At 39.9% G+C, this 18,442-nt stretch carries 13 protein-coding genes; all 13 read left to right on the top strand.

Annotation, left to right across the window (positions count from 1 at the left end; translation table 11 throughout):
• Positions 1 to 51: 51 nt before the first annotated feature.
• Positions 52 to 852 (top strand): hypothetical protein, encoded by an 801-nt coding sequence (locus CA598_RS19985; RefSeq protein WP_094877634.1) that lies wholly within the window; start codon positions 52 to 54, stop codon positions 850 to 852.
• The gene (locus CA598_RS19980; RefSeq protein ID WP_094877633.1) at positions 849 to 2,750 is read left to right on the top strand and encodes a VirB4 family type IV secretion system protein; all 1,902 of its coding nucleotides are present in this window, start codon (positions 849 to 851) and stop codon (positions 2,748 to 2,750) included. The genes CA598_RS19985 and CA598_RS19980 overlap by 4 nt, the downstream gene beginning before the upstream one ends.
• A 4-nt stretch (positions 2,751 to 2,754) precedes the next feature.
• Entirely contained in the window at positions 2,755 to 5,283 is a 2,529-nt protein-coding gene (locus CA598_RS19975; RefSeq protein WP_094877632.1) for a hypothetical protein, read from the top strand.
• Positions 5,284 to 5,454: 171 nt separating this feature from the next.
• Positions 5,455 to 7,269, top strand: coding sequence for a peptidoglycan DD-metalloendopeptidase family protein (locus CA598_RS19970; protein WP_094877631.1), 1,815 nt, complete (start codon positions 5,455 to 5,457; stop codon positions 7,267 to 7,269).
• An 88-nt stretch (positions 7,270 to 7,357) separates the two neighbouring features.
• Positions 7,358 to 7,792, top strand: a complete 435-nt coding sequence (locus CA598_RS19965) for a hypothetical protein (RefSeq protein ID WP_094877630.1) — start codon at positions 7,358 to 7,360, stop codon at positions 7,790 to 7,792.
• A 163-nt stretch (positions 7,793 to 7,955) separates the two neighbouring features.
• Positions 7,956 to 10,157 (top strand): CpaE/TadZ family protein, encoded by a 2,202-nt coding sequence (locus CA598_RS19960; protein WP_143812428.1) that lies wholly within the window; start codon positions 7,956 to 7,958, stop codon positions 10,155 to 10,157.
• Positions 10,158 to 10,306: 149 nt separating this feature from the next.
• Complete coding sequence (locus CA598_RS19955; RefSeq protein ID WP_179283719.1) at positions 10,307 to 11,071, top strand: stalk domain-containing protein; 765 nt, start codon at positions 10,307 to 10,309, stop codon at positions 11,069 to 11,071.
• 192 nt (positions 11,072 to 11,263) lie between these two features.
• Complete coding sequence (locus tag CA598_RS19950; protein WP_094877627.1) at positions 11,264 to 12,310, top strand: S-layer homology domain-containing protein; 1,047 nt, start codon at positions 11,264 to 11,266, stop codon at positions 12,308 to 12,310.
• Positions 12,307 to 15,354: a CARDB domain-containing protein gene (locus tag CA598_RS19945; RefSeq protein WP_094877626.1), complete on the top strand. Its 3,048-nt coding sequence runs from the start codon at positions 12,307 to 12,309 to the stop codon at positions 15,352 to 15,354. The genes CA598_RS19950 and CA598_RS19945 overlap by 4 nt, the downstream gene beginning before the upstream one ends.
• A gap of 68 nt (positions 15,355 to 15,422) precedes the next feature.
• Positions 15,423 to 16,007, top strand: coding sequence for a hypothetical protein (locus CA598_RS19940; RefSeq protein ID WP_094877625.1), 585 nt, complete (start codon positions 15,423 to 15,425; stop codon positions 16,005 to 16,007).
• A gap of 20 nt (positions 16,008 to 16,027) precedes the next feature.
• Positions 16,028 to 16,444, top strand: coding sequence for a hypothetical protein (locus tag CA598_RS19935; protein WP_094877624.1), 417 nt, complete (start codon positions 16,028 to 16,030; stop codon positions 16,442 to 16,444).
• 22 nt (positions 16,445 to 16,466) lie between these two features.
• Positions 16,467 to 17,366, top strand: a complete 900-nt coding sequence (locus CA598_RS19930; RefSeq protein ID WP_094877623.1) for an SAF domain-containing protein — start codon at positions 16,467 to 16,469, stop codon at positions 17,364 to 17,366.
• Entirely contained in the window at positions 17,363 to 18,307 is a 945-nt protein-coding gene (locus tag CA598_RS19925) for a CpaE/TadZ family protein (RefSeq protein ID WP_094877622.1), read from the top strand. The genes CA598_RS19930 and CA598_RS19925 overlap by 4 nt, the downstream gene beginning before the upstream one ends.
• The last annotated feature ends 135 nt before the right edge of the window (positions 18,308 to 18,442 follow it).

The following is an 18,442-nucleotide window of genomic DNA, read 5'->3' as shown; positions in this document are numbered from 1 at the left end:
GAGCCTTTTTTTGATTAGAGATGAATATGGAAATAAGGGAGGATACACAAAATGACGGATTACCTTCTGGTCGCTGGACTGGTTGCAGTATATCTATGGCTACATTTTAGCGGGAAGAGGAAAAAGAAAGGATCAAAGAAAACTAAAGCTGCAGATTGGTTTACGGTTAAAAAAGTTGATTCAGATGGATTAATCTATACCGAAGACGATCGCTATTTTTACATGATTGAAGTGCTCCCAATATCATTTGTTTTGAAATCAACTATTGAGCAAAAAATCATATGGAGTACATTTCGAGATTTTATTAATGCTATTCCACATCCCTTAAGATTGAAAACTGAGAGCCATCCTTACAAACTTGAAGATTATTTTGACGAACTCGCTGCAGAAGCAACGGACACGGGGGATGTTAATAATATTGAATATGTCGAAGAACAAAGATTGATGTTTACAGCATATTTGGAAAGAAACCAAATCTCTGACAGGTATTATTACGTTTTTTTGGAAACTGATAATCGATATTTAAACGATATGGGGGCAGAGTTTTCTAATCCTCTTTTGAATGATATTTTACGGAAAAACAGTGCTAAAAATTCATCTCAGGATATTGATACAGCTCGTCAAGAGCTAACAAATAGTACAAGGATCTGTGAGGGTGCATTGCGAAGTATCGGAATGTCAACTAATTTAATGGACCGTAAAGAAGTGCTGAAGTATCTTTATCGGTCTGGAAATCGTGAAATATCAAGTTTGATCACACTGGAAGAAATGATCAATCGTACTGCTGAAGAAAACGAAACACTACATTCGTTTAGTAAAATGCACTATACGAAAGGAGCGTCTGCACAGTGAAGTGGTTCTTCAAAAAGAGACAGACAAATACCGTACCAGCTGAACAGAAATTTATAGTCGAAGAGGGATTTACGGAACATGAAAAGCAGCTTATAGCTCCTCCTTCCATGATAGAACGTCTACCTGGTGAAAACAAAGCAACAGATTATTGGCTAGAAATCGGTGATAATACTTTAGGAGCTCGTTATATTCGCTCATGGTACATGAAGTTCACTGGACGCACTACATGGATAGGCATGCTTGATCCTATCATGCTTGCAGAAGGCGATGGGGATGTGGACTTAACTATAGTAATAGAACCTGCTGAGGCTAGCATAGAAATGAATCGGCTGGCCAATCGAGTGGCGATATTGCAGGCTGAACTGGAACAGGAACGGAATCCGGCAAAGCAAGGGAACATCCGACAAGAGTTATATGATCTGAATGCGAAAATGTCACGTCTTCGGATCAACGAAGAGAAATTGTTCAAAACCTCAGTTATCATGAGTGTTGCCAGTCAGACTCCTGAGATGCTTCGTAGATTAAGCCGAACGATTATTAAAAGGCTTGGTGGAATTGGGGTGAAATTCCAATCAGCTGATACAAGACAGCTGGAGATGTGGCGTGCATCGCTCGGCATCGGTGATAAAGCACTTATTTCAGAAAATATGATGGATATGGAAACGAGTAATGTAGCTGATTTTTTCATTTATGGATACGGTGGACTATCGCATCGAACCGGTGTTATCTTGGGCTTTGACCAGTATCGTCGTCCTGTTTTTTATAATGGGTGGGACAGGCGTCTAACTAACCAGAATATGGTCGTGTTTGGGAGGTCTGGTTCTGGTAAATCATTCGCTATTAAAATTCTTACACGACGAAGCGCAGCCCAAGGAATAAAAACAGCAATTGTAGATCCGGATCGTGAATATAAAAACACGGTGTTAGCTATGGGTGGAGCATACGCAGAGTTATCTCCAAAGTCAGAAGGCTACCAGCGCATAAATCTCTATGATGTTGCGGAGGAAGAGGACGAGCATGGCGTAGTCAAGGTTATCATGGATGAGTGCTATAAAGCTGTGCAGGCGTTCATTTTTAAAATGATACGTATTGTTAGCCCAGAGGCTCTGACTGGACAGGTAAAGGTTAAGGTATATGAAAGTATATTGCAGTTGTATCGAGATTTTAAAATAAATGAGGACCCGAGTAGTTTATATGAATTAAAAGATGGAGTTTGGGTACAGAAGCCATCACCAACTTTACATGACCACTATCAACTTATGCTGAAATATAAAGAGCTGGAACCAATCTGGGGTGTTGTCAAGCTATTTACCCGAGAAGGGGGTGATCCATCGAAAGCCATTTTTGATGGACAATCTACTTTCTCTATTGGCAGTGCTAGTGCTTACGGTATTTCTGTTGCAGACCTGGAAGAAGAATGGATGAAACCTCTTGGAATTTTCGTTTCAACAAAATGGATATGGGAGAAATTCGCAAAAAAAGACCGTACTCAGAAAAAACGAATTGTTGTCGATGAGTCACAACTTATGATGGAGGAAGAAGAAGAAGCAAAATGGTTGGAGAATTCATATCGACGTGGTCGGAAACTAAATGTTTCCATGTGCGCGGTAACTCAAGGGTTCGAAGTTTTCCTGAGAAAGCCTGAAGGAATGGGTATTCTGAAAAACGCACCTACTAAACTCCTACTGCGTCAAGAAGCAATTGATATCGAAGCCGTCCAAGGAAAGTTCAATCTTGCTTCAGGTGAAGCCGCTTTTCTCCTAAAAGCAAACAGTGGTGTTGGTATACTGAAAGTAGATGAAGAGTCTACAATTGTACAAATGCAGGCGACTGATAATGAATATTGGTTATATACAACAAATCCTAATGACTATGCGGAAGCGGTTAAGGGAGTGTGATTAAGTGGCTGAGATGCGGAAGCGAAGACGGTTGCCGGCATTTCTCTTTGTCATTCTCCTTTTAATCGGATTTACTGTATCGACCATATCGGTACAGCATGCCTATGCTGAAGGGAATAAAAGCAATCAAACTGAATCGGAAAATAAGATGGATTCTCTGAAAGACCAAATGCTTGGAGAATCATTCAGTAATGAAGGTAAGGATCCTTCTTATTTGGAGAAGACGCTGGCCAAACTCTTTACAGGATTCACAGATTTTCTTATTCATGTACTGAGTTTGAAAGATTATAACGAACTAATTTTCAATCAGGATAATCCAAGTCTTATATTAAATACATTTGATGTTGGGGTATTCAATGTCCTTAATGATTTCTATAGTTCATTCATTGGTGTAAGTGCTTATTTGGCTGTTATAGCGGTATTAGCATGGGCATTTATTTATATGTATAAGGGAAACACCTTCCAAGGACAGTCTACACTTGGTGGTATGACACGCGGCTTAATCTTCTATTTTTTAGGATTGTATCTTGCTGGATATCTATTTCAAATCGTGTTTTTCCCAAACAAAGTGATCGTCCTTTTTGCCATCGATGGGTTATATAAAGCAACAGGATGGGATGTTTCGCAATTTGACTTACTTGGAATAGTTGCTGTAGAAGGTGTAACAAGCCTCCCAGTAGCCATTCTTTATTTGGTTATGGCTGTTTGTATCGGTATGATGAATTATCAATACGCAATGCGTATGGTAACTCTCTTATTTCTAATGGTTATCTTTCCTTGGGTATCTTATGCGAGTATATTTCCTGGGAACCAAAAAGCGATGGATCTGTGGTTTAGAGAATTGGCTTCACAGGTATTTATTCAAGCGGGTCATGCTCTTGGATATGCTCTCTTTGTGGCTGTACTTGTGAATGATGCTAACTTCTGGGTACTCTTTGCTTTTCTGATCGGAATGCCTACACTAACCAGCCTTATACGTTTGTTATTCGGAGCTCCTGGTGGTGGTACAGTTAAAGGAGGTTTGGGTGGAGGAACACTTGCAGCTATGACAATGATGGTCAAAGGTATAAGTGGTGGTTTTGGAAATAATGGTGGTGGTAACATGATGAATTTAGGCGCGAATGGTATTGGTAAAAATTCATCATCCATTGCAGGTGGTGCAGGTGCTATGGCAGGAGCTGGGTTATCTTCAGGATTAAATCAAGCTATTAATAATACTGGCGCTCTTAATGCTCCTTCTTTTAACGGAATGAATAGTGGAGCTCTTAATGTTCCTTCTTTTAATGGTATGAATAGTGGCGCTGTTCCTGGATATTCGATGAACGGTGCTGGAAGCAGCGCTGGCCAAGGGGTAGAGTCTGGTTTCGACTTTGAAGGAGAATCTGGAAATGATGGGCAAAGTTTTAATAGTGGATTGCGAGCAGCTACAGCCTCCAGAGGATTAAAGGGAGGGGCAGCGTACGCCATAGGATCTACATCTTCAAAAATGTCGAGTGGTCTTAAATCTGGTGCAAATAAGGCTCTTAAAGGAGCACCCACAGCAATACTGGGTGCTGCAGGGTTTATAGCGGGTTCAGCCCTAACTGGAAATTTTGGCGGAGGTTTTGTTGGAGCTTCTCTAGGGGCAAAAAGCGCGGGATTTATGAAGCAACACGTTGGAGCAGCGGGTGGAGCTTTAAAAGAAGGAATCGCTGGTTGGCGCGAATATCGAAAAGATAATCCAATAACACAAGTTGAACCCGCTCCCCACCCTTTAGCGCTTCCACCAAAAAGTGGGGATCCGCTATTAGCATTACCTGCAGGTGTGGGTATGTCTCCAGGGAGAGGCCCACTTGAATTGCCTGGAATAGTTCATACTCCTCTAGCAGATAACAGTGGAGTCATGGTTAATCGAACGCAAGATAAAAACATGTTCCCTACGTTTCCTTCCCCTATGAATCCATCAGGTTCGCTTGAGGGGCATAGCGGTGGGAGTGGAATGGATTCGTCCTTTGATTACGGTCCCATTCCACCGCTGGAAAGTCCAGGATCTGGTGGCATGGGGGGAGAGAGAATGGGGTTTAGTTTCGGAGACAGGGGGGTTGGGAGTGAAGATTCAGGACCTCAAGGAAACATTACCAGTCCTTCTGGTAATGGAGCAGCTAACATTCCAAGTTCTCATAATGTTCAAGGATCAGCTCCAATTCCGAATGGTGTGGAACGCTCTTCTAGCGTATCCGGTTCTGTAAGTAATCGAACCCCAGACCTTTCAGATCCGCGTAGTACACAAGGGCCAACAAGCTCAAATACTGATAATTTGCAGCTTTCAACTAGCAAAAGGACTCTAACAGGCGGACCTGTTAGAAATAACGACACAGGGGCTGTGGGTTCAGGACACAATAGTAACTCAGGATCATATAATAATGGTTCTATACCATCAATTGGTCAAGATTCCTCTAGAGTTGTGAATCCCCCAGTACAGTCTGCAGGTCCTTCTCGAACTATTTCAGAGGGGGCGAAAAGACAGGTAAGTGATGAAGGTCATTCCAATTAAGATAATGCGCCTACGCTGTTTAGGTTGCTTTTAAGAATGATAATTCTCCAAGTGGACAGGAAACAGATTTATAAGGGCTAAGTAAAAAGGCTATTTTAGACAGTACAGAAGGATCCAATCTGCTAAGACAGATTGGGTCTTTTTTTATTTAGATAGGAGGTGCTATTACTGATGGACCTTGAGAGTATGCTGCAGCGGGGCATGCAAGCAGCAAAACATCTTATAAAGCACGTTTTAAAACAGGTCGGAAAGAAATTACTGAAACAAGTAGTACTCAAAATATTGGCTGTAGCTGGTCCATGGATACTAGGTATCTTATTAATTGTGATTTTATGTTCTGCATTTCTCTCAATATTTTTAGATAAGCCAAATGAAACTCGGGTAGCGACCGGATCACCTTCTATTTTCGCTTTGGATGATGGTGATACAGAATGGGACTTGGAAAAAGACAAGAAACTCATTGAGCAGTATAAGAAATTGTCCGAAAATGGACTCGGTTCAGCAGCTGATATGAGTTTTGGATCAAAAGAAGCTGGACCTTTTTCTCTTAGTCAATTTGAACAGGCCAAATCTTACAATGTGAGCTGGGCCTTAATTGCTGGGGCGGATCGCTTAATCGGAGATCCTTATACGGGAGATGGAATACATCGTAATCCTGATCCTGAGAAAACTTATAAAGCGCTTGGACCAAGATTTTCATGGAAAACAACCACCACAGAAGTAACGGAGTGTAAAGCTGTAACTCCACCAGTGGTTGAAGGAGAAGAGGGAGAAATTGATACAGTCACCGCTCCCAAGATTAAATGTTCAACGAAAAATTATGAATCCAAACTTCTTTCTAAAGTAGATAAATTCAATGAAGTTGTTACCTTGACTTATAAATCGCAAACGCAAACTACAGGTACAGCACCTGATACCACAACAGTAACTAGAGAGGTTATCAGTCAGATTATCACTACTCCAAGATCAAGTGATCGGCTGACGACATACGTAGTCGACAACGGACTAAGTAAGGATGATACGGATTTAGTAATTGAAATTGCGAAAGCTTATGATCCGAATTTCTCTGAATTTTTATTTCCTCCCGGAGCTGCGCAACTTGGCGGGAGCGGTTATGTAAGCGCTCAGGTACCAGCTGAATTTCTTCCTATTTATGAGGCAGCTCAAGCCAAGTATGGCGTACCGTGGTATTACCTTGCTGCAATTCATCGAGTCGAGACAGTCTTTTCAACTGAACCAACGATGGTTTCATCTGCCGGTGCAATAGGTCATACCCAATTTATGCCGGCTACATGGGTTGGATGGACTTACAATGTCGGTAATGGTCTAGTATCTACTGATTTAGACATTACCAACCTTGAAGTTATTCGATCAGGAGGCGGTTATGGTGTGGATGCTGATGGTGATGGTAAAGCAGACCCTTGGAATATTTGGGACGCGATATTTTCCACTGCAAATTACTTGAACAAGAACGGTATGAATTCGGACCCTAGGAAAGCAATCTTTCAATATAACCATGCAGACTGGTATGTAGATGATGTTCTAATGTTTGCAGATCTCTTCTCAAAGCCGGCCCCACTCTGGGCAAGCGCAATACTTCCGGTAGATTCTGGTTTATATACCATTTCAAGCCCCTTTGCTGTTCGGACAGATCCCTTTACTGGGGAATCTAAGAATCATAAAGGACTAGACTTAGCTGCAGTCGCAGGAACACCTGTAAAGGCTCCTCTTGATGGTGTGGTAGCTTATGTGGGCAAGCAAACAGGGTATGGGAATCTAGTGATCATTGATCATGGGAATGGTTTCTCAACGGCATACGGTCATTTGTTGGATAATAGTGTTTTGGTTAAACCCAAGCAGAAGGTAAAAGCTGGTGAGCAAGTTGCAGGGGTAGGATCTACTGGAAGATCAACTGGAAATCACCTTCATTTTGAGATTCGTGTGAATGGCGTACAGGTTGATCCTACGGAATATATGAGATTTTAGACTAATTCGAGGAGGTGAGAAATCCGTTGGAGCTAGAGGGAATTCAATCATTAAAGATAATAACTATGAGAAGGGAAGGAAAGGGAATATGAAAAAATCAGGTATTCGAGTATTTAGTCTGATTGTGTTTATTGTTTTTTGCTTTGGTGCACCTGCACATGCGGCGCCAGGAGATAGTCAGACAGGAACCGTTACTAATAATCAATCCATCAATCAATCAACTGGTGATTCTCAAGGGGCTATTGATATTACACCAGTAACTTCAGAAAGGTTTGGAAAAGGCATGACAAAGATGGGGAACGATTTATCAAAATTTGGTGAAAGAATATCTTATCCCCTGTTTCTTATTGCACTTATACTTGGTTTTGTTCTGTTACTTTTCGGCATTTTTTCTAAAAAAGCCTTGGCGGCAGGTGGGATTTCATTGGTAGTTGCTTTTACTTCGCTTCTATTTATGGGTGACATGACTAAATTAATGAATATAGTAAATGATATTACGCAAAATATTCGAAACTATTTTTAATAGAAGCGTGCTGGCTCAGGCTGGCATGCTTTTTTTTCATCAGTAGGAACTGAAATTTAGATTTCTTTACAAATAATTGAAGGGAGAATAATTAGTGAATATTAGATCTGGTGATAAGGAAGTTGTTAAAGTCGAAATTAATTCTCTTCAGGAAGAGGTGTAAATGATGCATATAGTAATTATCTGCCGTCCACAGCATTACGAGCGGCTTTCAGGATATATAAAGCATGTTTCAACTAGAATTTCTATTTCCCCGTTGATTTCAGATTGGAATGCAGCGATGGAATATTTGCAAAAAGCCAAGTTGGACGGGGTGCTGATTGACCAGAACGTCAGTTTTTATAAAAATATTGTAAGTATGCCTATACCTTCTCTCGTATATCAAGGTCAACCACAAGGTTTTGGGTCAGAAGTTCAGGAATGGTTGAACTCGTTGAATGTAAGTAATCATGAAGCCCCACCTTCTCGTTCTTCTGATACAAAAAGCTTAGCAAGTAATGAAACTGAATCTGAAGTACCAATCGTATCAGAAAAAGCTTTGATTAGTGAAAACGGAATTAAGGTGGCGTTAGTATCTACAACAAAATCTATCATTGAAGCAGTAAATAGGCTTTCCGGAATTTCAGTCGTGGCTACTTTGTCTGATTTACAAGATGCGAAGATTGCAGAAAACCTTAATAATGCAGATACCATTCTTGTTGAAGAAAGTGTAATGAATGAGGAGACAATTACAATACGAGAGTTGAAAATGTTACAACTTATCGAGGAATATAAAGGAAGTGGTAGACGATTAACATTCCTTTTATTCGAAAGATCCAGTACATCGTTTATGCAAAAGCTTGTGAAAAAAAGCTTTTATGACTTCCTCTGCACAGAATCACTCTCACTTTCGGATATTGAACGGTTAATTAAAGTTCCAAAGTCCCTTAGCGAAGTCGCTAATTATATTCCGAAAGAAGAATTGAATCAGGCACCAGAAAAAGCAACGATAAAAGCAAATAGCTCAGAAGTAGTCCCATCTGTGCTTACTAAGGATGATATTGATCAGAATGTTAAAGATAAAGCTCACCGTCCAGCGGAATCATTTGTAGAATCAGCTAATGAAAAAGTTGAGGATAGCGTAGAAAGCACAACTAGTACCATAGAGATCCCAGACGGAACCCAGAACCAAACGGAATTTATTAAGAAAGTTTCCATTGATACACAAGAAGCAAGTGTGTATACGAACGTTAATGTTCAGAGCGACCTAGCCGCCGAACCCACTACTATTTATGAGAATATAGAAGTTAAGGGTAAGGTTACTGCAGAAGACATTCTACCAGACACCGACAACGAAACAAACACTACCTCGATAACAGATTCTGCCCGAAAATTCATCAAAGCGTTAGGGCAAAAATTATATCAGCATAAAGAAGAAAGCAACACGAATTTGAATGTTCCAAACGATGAAAACGACTTTGAAAAAGGAGATGATACACAAGTAAATGAAACAAGGCAGGATTCTGATTTACCTACAGGAAGCTCTCTCGTCGGAAAAATACAAATCAAAATAAAAAGTATATCTCGACCTAGATCAATTCGCGGGGAACGGAAAGAACTGAAGGACGAACAAGAAGTTAATGTAACTCTCGAAAAGGAAACAGGGGAGTTTCCTGATTTGTCTACAATCAAGCTTGGTAAAAAGATGACAGACAATATTCAGAGTCCAATACAGTTTACAGTACCACATCGAGTCGTTCTGTATTCCCCAAAAGGTGGTGCTGGTTCAACAAATATCGCTGTCCAACTGACACAAGCTTCAATAGAGAATAATATTGGATTAGCTGAGATTGCATTTAGCTATGGTCAACTTGCCGGACGTTTAAATCTTAAGCCACAGTATAACATCTCGGATATTGAAGAAGGGATGGAAGAAATGGCGGTATGCAACAACCGATTTTTATGTGCGCCGTGGGTATTTCCAGTGAAGAAAACATTCAATGAGTCTTTATTAAAAGAATGGTTGAATCGATCCCAGCGAGCATTTCCTGGGAGATCAATTATTGCAGATTTGCAAAGTCAAAGTTCTCCAGTGATTATTCATACAGCAATTGAGTGGGCTACTCGTTCTGTTTGGGTTGTACAAGATACTGAGCAGCACCTTGGAATGGCTGATATTCAAATTTCAAGCTTAAGGAAAATGGGGGCTGATGTTGGAAAAATAGGTTTAGTTGTTCAAGAGGTGACTGGGGCTAAAATACCATGGAGTGATGTTTTAGGTGTACAAGTTATTGCTACATTAAATCGCGATTTAAAATCGTTGAAATGGAAAAAAGAATTGTACGATGGTATAGCAGAACACTTAGGATTACTGGCAATGGTATAAAATTTATATAACTGTATATTATTGTGTACAGAATGAAAAGGTTAGAGTATAATATATGTTGTGGGACAGGGTGGGTTGTACCGAAAAGGTGCAACCTATTTCGGTGTATATAGATATTAATATACGATTTTCAGATGGGAGGGGATATAATGAAATTGTTTTCTAAGCAACTCCTGCAGTATACAGCTTTAATAGGCATTGCAGTTTCTCTTATATCTGATAAAACAACGGCTATGTCATTAAATGAAGTGACTGGTACTAGAGATGAAACAATTGTTGTTATAAAGGATGGAATCGAACTAGAGTTAAAGGATGCAAGGGGTCTTCGAGTAACGCCAGTAACGATAGATAACACGACATATCTTCCCTTAAGGGCTATTTCGGAGAATATGGGATGGGATGTGGGTTGGGACAATGATAAACGCACCATAACTTTAGACGAAGCAATACAGCCTGAACTTAAAGAGGAAGTAAACGAAAAGAGTCCAGAACCAACAACTCTTACGGATTTCGGTGGAAGTATTGATAAAACATTAATGCTAACTAAAGTACCTACCGATTTGAAAGTGGGAACGATGCAGTTTATTCAGGGAGGCATTCTCAAAGGAAGTAGCGCAAGAGCGGCGATAGATCTATCTAAAAACCCATATGCCAGCTTATCTACATATATGGCTGTAAAGAAAACCATAACTTCAACTAATAAAGCTGCATACGCGAATACACCAGTTGAGGTTAGAATTACCGAGGTGATCAACGGGAAGGAAGTATCCTATTTCACAAAAAATATCTACCCCAACGATGCTCCTGTTCATGTTGAATTAGATTTAAGAAATAAATCAAAAATTAAAATCGCTCTTAAGAGCGACGTATTAGATACACAACTAATACTTGGAGATGCAATTTTTAATCCGTAAATTCTGTATTGATTTGTGTACAGAATTGTGATAAACTTCTGTTTGTAGCAAGTTATGAAAGTGCGGCCCCCCCCGGCTGCTTTTTTTTTTATAAAAACCCATCTACAAGTTTCTTGGGGAGTTGTAAATAGTTAGAGTCATGATAACTTTAATACAAGATAATTGAAGCGAACAGAAGAGGAGGTCTAGTCAATGCGAAATTCGAAAAAAATTAGACATGGAATCATCGTTGCTCTTACATTTGTCACTGTTGCGTCAGCATCGTTTGCTAATGAATCATTCAAGGATGTTTCAGATCAGTATTGGGCACACGACACGATCACTTGGGGAGTAACACAAAATATACTACAAGGTTATGAAGACCATACTTTTAAACCTAATCAGACCGTAACGGAAGCAGAATTTCTGACCATGCTTATCAATACCTTTGTTGGAAAGCAGAATCCAGTAGGAACAGGAAAATGGTATTCCGGATATTATGCGTTTGCAAAAAAGTATAATTGGTCTCTTAAAGGCATTGATGATTCAACAAAAACTGCTGAAAAGTTGAGCAGAGGACGAGTGGCAGAAATCGTAAGCGGGGCTGCTGGTGTGAATTATTCTGGAGATAATGCAATTCGCTATATGCTGGCAAATGATCTGTCCCAAGGGCGTACAGACAAGCCAAGTGTTAAGGGTTATGCGGGAGCAGAGTTACTAACAAGAGCAGAAGCGATTCAGTTCATAAAAAATGCAGTTGACCATGGGTTCAATGAAGTAAAGCCACGTCCAACTACTGCATCGGACACGACTAAACTACCAGAGTTTCCGGATGATAGTGCATCAAATTCATCTAATAATTCTAGCTCTTCACACGGATGGGAAAATAAAAATGTAGGCGACTTTACATTGAAGGAAGTAAAGAAGCAAACAGTTACCAATACGATTTTGTCCCGTGCTATTGGTTTTATGCCTATAGACAAAAAGAGTGAATCTTTTATGCATCAAGTTATGGATGCTATTCAGGTGAAAGATGGGATTGTCACAATCGACTTCCCTAATAATATTCCTAGTGGTTATAGCGTATATTTGGTCGGAGAGAACGGGAGCTCAGCAATGGTCGATGTTCTGGCTGGCGAAACAAAAACCTTTAAGCTAAAAGGGACGTTCGGTATTTCGATGTATGTAGGTGCAGAGGCAAAACAAGTTAATAGTATCTCAGCTGACGGAGCTGTTATCTGGGGGGCAAAGCATTCATGAACATAGTTCAAACCTCAGATTTAAAAAAGAAGCGTGTCCTTGTGACAACGCTTCTTTTAATTGTTCTGATATTTCTTGTTACCTTTATTAAATCCGATGCAGCATCACCTCAACCGGAATATGGGGTTAGATACTATCCGTATACAAAAGAGGTTAAAACTCAAGTGATAGGAGATTTAAGAGCAAGTGGTCCTGAACAAGGAGATCATTTACTTTTCGCATCACGGAAGGCTTACGCTCTTTGGGACGATGTTCGGTTTAAAAACGTCATTACTAGTACATGGGCAGATGCAACTCCAGGAGGGAGCTATCTACCTGTCCTTTTGTTTCAAATACTTGAACAGGAGTCTGCTGATAAATTCGATGCTCGTGATGGTTACAGACTAGTTCCTTACTATCCGAATGGTGATGTTAATACCACACAAAAAGGAACTCCTATTAAAAAGGTTGCTGATTGGGCAGGCGGTAATCCAAGTTATGTGTTAAACAAAATAAATACTGTTCTGAATGGCAAAGCTTCAAGTTCTAACGTATTATCGGCAGATAATTTTTATTATGTCGGAGCAATTCCTCCAGTAGACTTAACAGAAAATCTATTCTTTCGTTTCAATTCAATTGTTAGTCTTTCGGGTGGAGGAGTGGATGAAGGTGATATGATCGCGCAAACACCAACAAAAGGTGTAAACCGTGGTATCACATACCCGGCTTTTAAAACGACATATTCAGTGACTTCATGGCCCAAAATACATGCTGTATTTGGAATGGAAAGTAATGGTGAACAGCGTGAATTAGTTAGTGCAGCGACTGGTAAACTGAAAATATCAACTACCACTTATTCTTATTCAGGTCACAAGCAAAAGATCTGGATTATGAAGGGGAGTAAAACATTTGGTGACGTTCTGAATTACATGAACTCAACAACAGAAATGTCAGGAGCAAGTGACCAAACACGTTTTAATGATTTTTCACCAAATATCTATAAAATTTTTGATGCTTCTGGAAAACGAACGTACAACTACAATAGTAGTATTCCTATGTCGGAAATGAGTTCACTTATTACACCGGATGGTACCGTACAGAATTTCACCATGGTCGTCAGTGATGCCTACGATCGTATAGCAGTTACAAATTTCAAAGTAGGCACCTATAAGAACGACTTGGCTATAATTCCATCAAGCGTTAAAATCACCCCTGGGAGTCCCCAGACTGCTGGTACTGCAGCCAAAGTTACTGTGAATGTATCGAATAAGGGGAGTAAAGATATCGCATCAACCTATTTGGCTTGGCGCTGGAACACGGCGGGAAATACTGTATCGAAAATTCCGATCAATAACTTTAAGAGAGGAGAAACGCGTAGCCTAACGTTTGATATTACTTATCCGCCTCAGTCGGCCTTACTTATACTGAACATTAATGCGAATAAGGACGCACCTACGAACGAGATCGATTGGCTCAATAATCGAACAGAAGTAAGAGTCGGTCCCGTACAGATTAATCTAAGAGCTAAAGAGGTTCGGTTAAATCCGACTAAGCCACAAATTGGTAACTCAGTGAATTTTGAGGTTTTAGTGGAGAATGAGAGCTATACAGAGACGGTCACTGATACTTATCTGGACTGGTGGACTAACCAAACACTACAATCACAGCCTGCGAAATTCAGCTTGTCACCGAGAGAACAAAAATGGATTTCAAATCTAGTTCTTCCTATTGTACCAGGCGGAAATTATCTTTATTTTGATGCAGAAATAAATAAAAATCATAACAAGCCTGTTAATGAGACTAAAGCTGATGGGACTAATGCTTGGACTGATAATAAGATCAGTAAAAAGTATCAACTGATGTCCAAAAATTTAAATTACTTCGTGAAAACAATTTCTGCTAGTTCAGCTACTCAGAATTCATCTGTGACCACACGTGTTGTGGTCGGACGGGAACAATTATCTTCTGATACTAACGGAGAGAAACAGGCAGCCGTTAGACTGTATATTCTAGACGCCAACGGAAATGCAAGTCTTATAGAGACTAAATCGATTCTACTCCCATCTCCTGGTGATACAAGAACGGTTTTCTTTGATTGGAATAGCGGAAATATGGCCATAGGCAATGGATACAACTTGATGGCAACAATAAATATACAACCAGTTGATCCGGAAACGACCTACGCGGATAATACTCAAATTGCTTCATTTGAAATAACTGGTTCTACGCCACCAAATGGAAACTTTTGCTCAATTGGTGCAACCACAGGTGTTTCTGGAACTTATTCGTATTGTTCCCGTTATGAAAATATTTATCATCCTGTTACTGGAGCCTATATTGGACGTGATTGTGTCAATTGGAACGAAGGAAATTACTATGAATATTTCAACGCCTATGTATCTTCAAGCCTGTCGGGGTCATATGTGGAGGAAAATGCAGATGAAATAAACGGTATTGATGTTCCTCTTGTTCAAGGTGGAAGTTCTACAGTACAAGCTGGGCAAGGATTTACATTTGCAATTGATGCCAAGTATACCGAAGATCGAGGACGTCAAGGTAATCTTACAAGAGCAGTTGCACACTTTCCAAAAGAGGATGGGACGTTACAGGATATTGACCTAGTAAAGATAAGGACAGCAGGTAACGAAGTTACATGGGCGATGCCGACAGCATGGGTCGCAAAGCATGGTGATGAAGTGGTATACCAAGAAGGCTCAAATCCAGGATCAAACGATCCGAACGATACAAACTATTACTATCCTGGTGGTAGAGCGTTTTATACCAGTTTAAATATGCCAGCAGGAACTTTTATAGTTTCCGTGGATTTGTATGCAGAAGGAGTTAACGCTCTTCACCAATGCGTGCTTATGCAGTATACAGTCTCTGGAACGGTAATGGACGACTTTTATGTAAGACAGATTAATCCGGAAGAACCTTTTCCATCACCACTATTCCCTTCTGGACCTACTTCTTTGTGGAAAGATAATTATGACGTATTGCAAAGTCAATCACTGATAGATTGGGATAACTTTGATGAGAGTATGTGGAATTGGCCTAAAGATTAAACCTTCCTCCCGAAAGGGAGGTTTTTTTATAAGAGTAGAAGGAAATTCAAAGGGAGGGAAATAGAGAAATGATTTTGAGTAGTTTGATTCTATTAATTGTTTACAACGGATTCAATATGTATTGTGATGTTCGTTGGAGAATAACAAAGAATTTATGGCATGTTCTTTATTTGCTGTTATTTTTAACTCTTATTATTGTACAGCAAGGAACTGCTGTTTTATGGGCAGTTGGATGGGGTTGTATCGCATTTCTTTTCTATGGATTATTACTTGAGGCTGCGGGATCTACAGCTCCTGGCGATACTAAAATGATGATGACTAATGGTCTAGGGATTTGCTGCTACGTATTAGCAGTTAACGGGGGATTTGTGAGAGATGAAATGCGATCAGCGTTAAGGATATTTCTCTTTAGCCTTGTTTTGATTTTATTTCTTATTGATGCTTATCGCTTTGGTAGGAAATACGGGCTTAAACGTGTAGTTAAAGCGATCTTTGAGAACACCATTGGCTATATCATGGCCAAGGCGGGCATGAACGCTTTTGCGCCATCCAGCAGTTTGGATAATAAAGATTTTCGTATCTTACCGGGAGCAGTAATGATAACAATGTCAGTTGGAATTACACTTTCATTTTTTATCCCTGCCTTCGGTTAGGTAGATAGGAGGAGTCATAAATGCAATCACCCGCGAAGCTTTTATGGTTTATGATCTTTATTTCGCTAATCTTCTTTCTGCTCGACATTGTTGACATTGGCACAAAAAAGTTTGTTGTTGAGGATGGAGCGAGGAATACAACGCAAACTGCGCTGATGAGATCAGTTGAAGAAGGAGGAATACGTACAAAACATAAACCGCGTACTGATTTAAATGATTTTTATCATGAATTCTATGTGTATGGGACGTTGAATGCAGGAGAAAAAGCGCTACAAAGTAAATACACTGCGATTTACGATGTACAACGACTTGTTCCATATGCCGCAGCCCAAATGTCTCTCCCCGGTGAGTCCAAGGCTATGAAGTATCTCAAGGCAGATGATGTTTGGTATAACCCTCGTCACAGGGTCATTTTTATCTGGGACGAAAAACAATAAAATTCAGGAGGAATTACAAATTATGAAGAAAAGAAAATTACTTGCTTTAATGGCAGCTTTGATCGTTGTGGGTTCATTTTATGCAATCAGTCAGTTTCGAGTAAATTCAGAACTGGAAGAGACCCAGGTTTATTTTGCTAAGAATGATATTCCCCCTCATACCGAGATTACTGCGGATATGATAGAACACACAAATGTACCTAAAAAAGGACTGCCTCCAGGCATTGTGATGGATATGACGAAAATAGTAGGTCAGTTTACACAGGCATCATATGGACTTTCACAAAACAGTTACTTTTTTCAAAACAAGATTGTCAGCGAACAAGAATTATTAGATTATGCTAAACGTCAATTGGAACCTGGGCAAGTGCTTTGGACTGGTAATGTAAACCTACTTGAAATTGCTGCTGGTAATGTAATCGAAGGATCTAAAGTAGATATTTGGTTCCAAGCGGTTGAAGGAAGCAATGCAACATCTGGTACGAAAGAGCAGTGGGTTTCAGGAAAAATGTATAGAAGCATCAAAGTAATAAGTACAAAGAACAAAAAAGCAGAAGACTTAACAACTAAAAACACAACCAATACTGTAAATTCTCAGGGTCAAAGCGTTGCTCCTAAAAAGGAATTGTATCCTACCGTGGTACAACTGGCTGTTACTGAGGACCAATTCAGAATGTTGAACAGTGCGACATCTAATGCGTTCAGAGATTCTGCCATCATTATGGTGCCAAGTGCTGATGAAAATACAATTCCAGACCTGGGTGAAAAAGATCCATACGATATTAAACCATATATTCTAAGTAAAGAATTTGATATCAATAATATCCAGAAGAAAGAAACTTCTATAGAAGGTACAAACGTAAGTTCAACAATAGGCATTGATCAGATCGGCGACGCTAATAAAGGAGTGACTGGGCAATGATAAAAAATAATGTGAATGAAGGTATTGAGACGGTAAACAAAAGAACAAGTAAAGTCATTACAGGATGGTCTTGTGATAGTGGAATGGGCGTAAATACGTTTCTACGTGCAGCTGCAACAGAAACAGCAAGTCGGGGGATTCGGACGGCTCTAGTAGAACTAGATCTGTTTCATGCTTCTACAGCATATTCAATGGGAATGAGTCATCCTACTAGAAACCTTGAAACCTGGATTTCAAAGAATCAGGAGGGGGAGGACTATAGGGATGTGAAGGACTTCTTACTGAACAGCAATATTTGGTCGCATGAAAAGTATGATGATAGTAGACAGATGCAAGACGTTGTGGCGGAGCTGCCTCAGGACTTGTTTCTATTAACACCTTCTCAAAACCTAGATCGTTTTTTTGCGGGATCTTTAAAGTTAAAACATGATATGCCAGCATTTATTATTGACTCTCTAGATAAACTAGGGTTTCAAGCGATCTTTATTGATGTTCCTAGTGAGCTGCTAATGGCTGTTACACCGGCAAGTTTGAAACTTGCTGATGAAGTAGTTGTATTAATTGATGGACAAGTAGCCCATTGCATGTATACAGCTAAAGAGTTAAAGCGACTTAGCCGGGAAATCGAAAATGACCGAATCAAACTTGTTCTAAACCGGACACCTCAGCCACTGGTAAAGGTCATTGAAAAACTAATGGAGCGTGAAGTATTCACTATACTTCCAGAAGATCCGACGATGGCAGAGCGTTCGTTGGACCTTCTACAGGGAGGCGGGGATGATTTCAATAGTGCCGTCAGTACCTTTATTGATAATGTTGGTTTTCCAAAGAAAAAGAAGACAGCTGCAAAAGAAAGTCCTTTCGAAGAATCAAGAGAAGGTAAAGAGAATGGAGTCAAAGGCATTACACGTAGGTTATTCCGATTTACAAAGAGAGTATAAAAATTCAAAAGACCAGTGCGATTGAAGGCGCACTGGCTTTTCTTTTATTAAGTAAGAATATATTTGAAGGGAGATTTCTCATTATGAGCACAGTTGATGAAAAGGCTTTAGTAGAGGGTAATGAGCAAAACAACT

Origin of the sequence: Paenibacillus sp. VTT E-133291 (assembly GCF_002264395.1) — a bacterium.
Classification (GTDB): domain Bacteria; phylum Bacillota; class Bacilli; order Paenibacillales; family Paenibacillaceae; genus Paenibacillus_AQ; species Paenibacillus_AQ nitricinens.
The sequence above is the reverse complement of the archived record's forward strand: the minus strand, read 5'-3'. Positions and strand labels throughout refer to the sequence as shown.

What these genes read in the sequence shown, in the direction of transcription:
- CA598_RS19985 (WP_094877634.1), top strand. Translation starts at nt 52, where the DNA reads ATGACGGATTACCTTCTGGTCGCTGGACTGGTTGCAGTATATCTATGG.
- CA598_RS19970 (WP_094877631.1), top strand. Translation starts at nt 5,455, where the DNA reads ATGGACCTTGAGAGTATGCTGCAGCGGGGCATGCAAGCAGCAAAACAT.
- CA598_RS19965 (WP_094877630.1), top strand. Translation starts at nt 7,358, where the DNA reads ATGAAAAAATCAGGTATTCGAGTATTTAGTCTGATTGTGTTTATTGTT.
- CA598_RS19960 (WP_143812428.1), top strand. Translation starts at nt 7,956, where the DNA reads ATGATGCATATAGTAATTATCTGCCGTCCACAGCATTACGAGCGGCTT.
- CA598_RS19955 (WP_179283719.1), top strand. Translation starts at nt 10,307, where the DNA reads ATGAAATTGTTTTCTAAGCAACTCCTGCAGTATACAGCTTTAATAGGC.
- CA598_RS19950 (WP_094877627.1), top strand. Translation starts at nt 11,264, where the DNA reads ATGCGAAATTCGAAAAAAATTAGACATGGAATCATCGTTGCTCTTACA.
- CA598_RS19945 (WP_094877626.1), top strand. Translation starts at nt 12,307, where the DNA reads ATGAACATAGTTCAAACCTCAGATTTAAAAAAGAAGCGTGTCCTTGTG.
- CA598_RS19940 (WP_094877625.1), top strand. Translation starts at nt 15,423, where the DNA reads ATGATTTTGAGTAGTTTGATTCTATTAATTGTTTACAACGGATTCAAT.
- CA598_RS19935 (WP_094877624.1), top strand. Translation starts at nt 16,028, where the DNA reads ATGCAATCACCCGCGAAGCTTTTATGGTTTATGATCTTTATTTCGCTA.
- CA598_RS19930 (WP_094877623.1), top strand. Translation starts at nt 16,467, where the DNA reads ATGAAGAAAAGAAAATTACTTGCTTTAATGGCAGCTTTGATCGTTGTG.
- CA598_RS19925 (WP_094877622.1), top strand. Translation starts at nt 17,363, where the DNA reads ATGATAAAAAATAATGTGAATGAAGGTATTGAGACGGTAAACAAAAGA.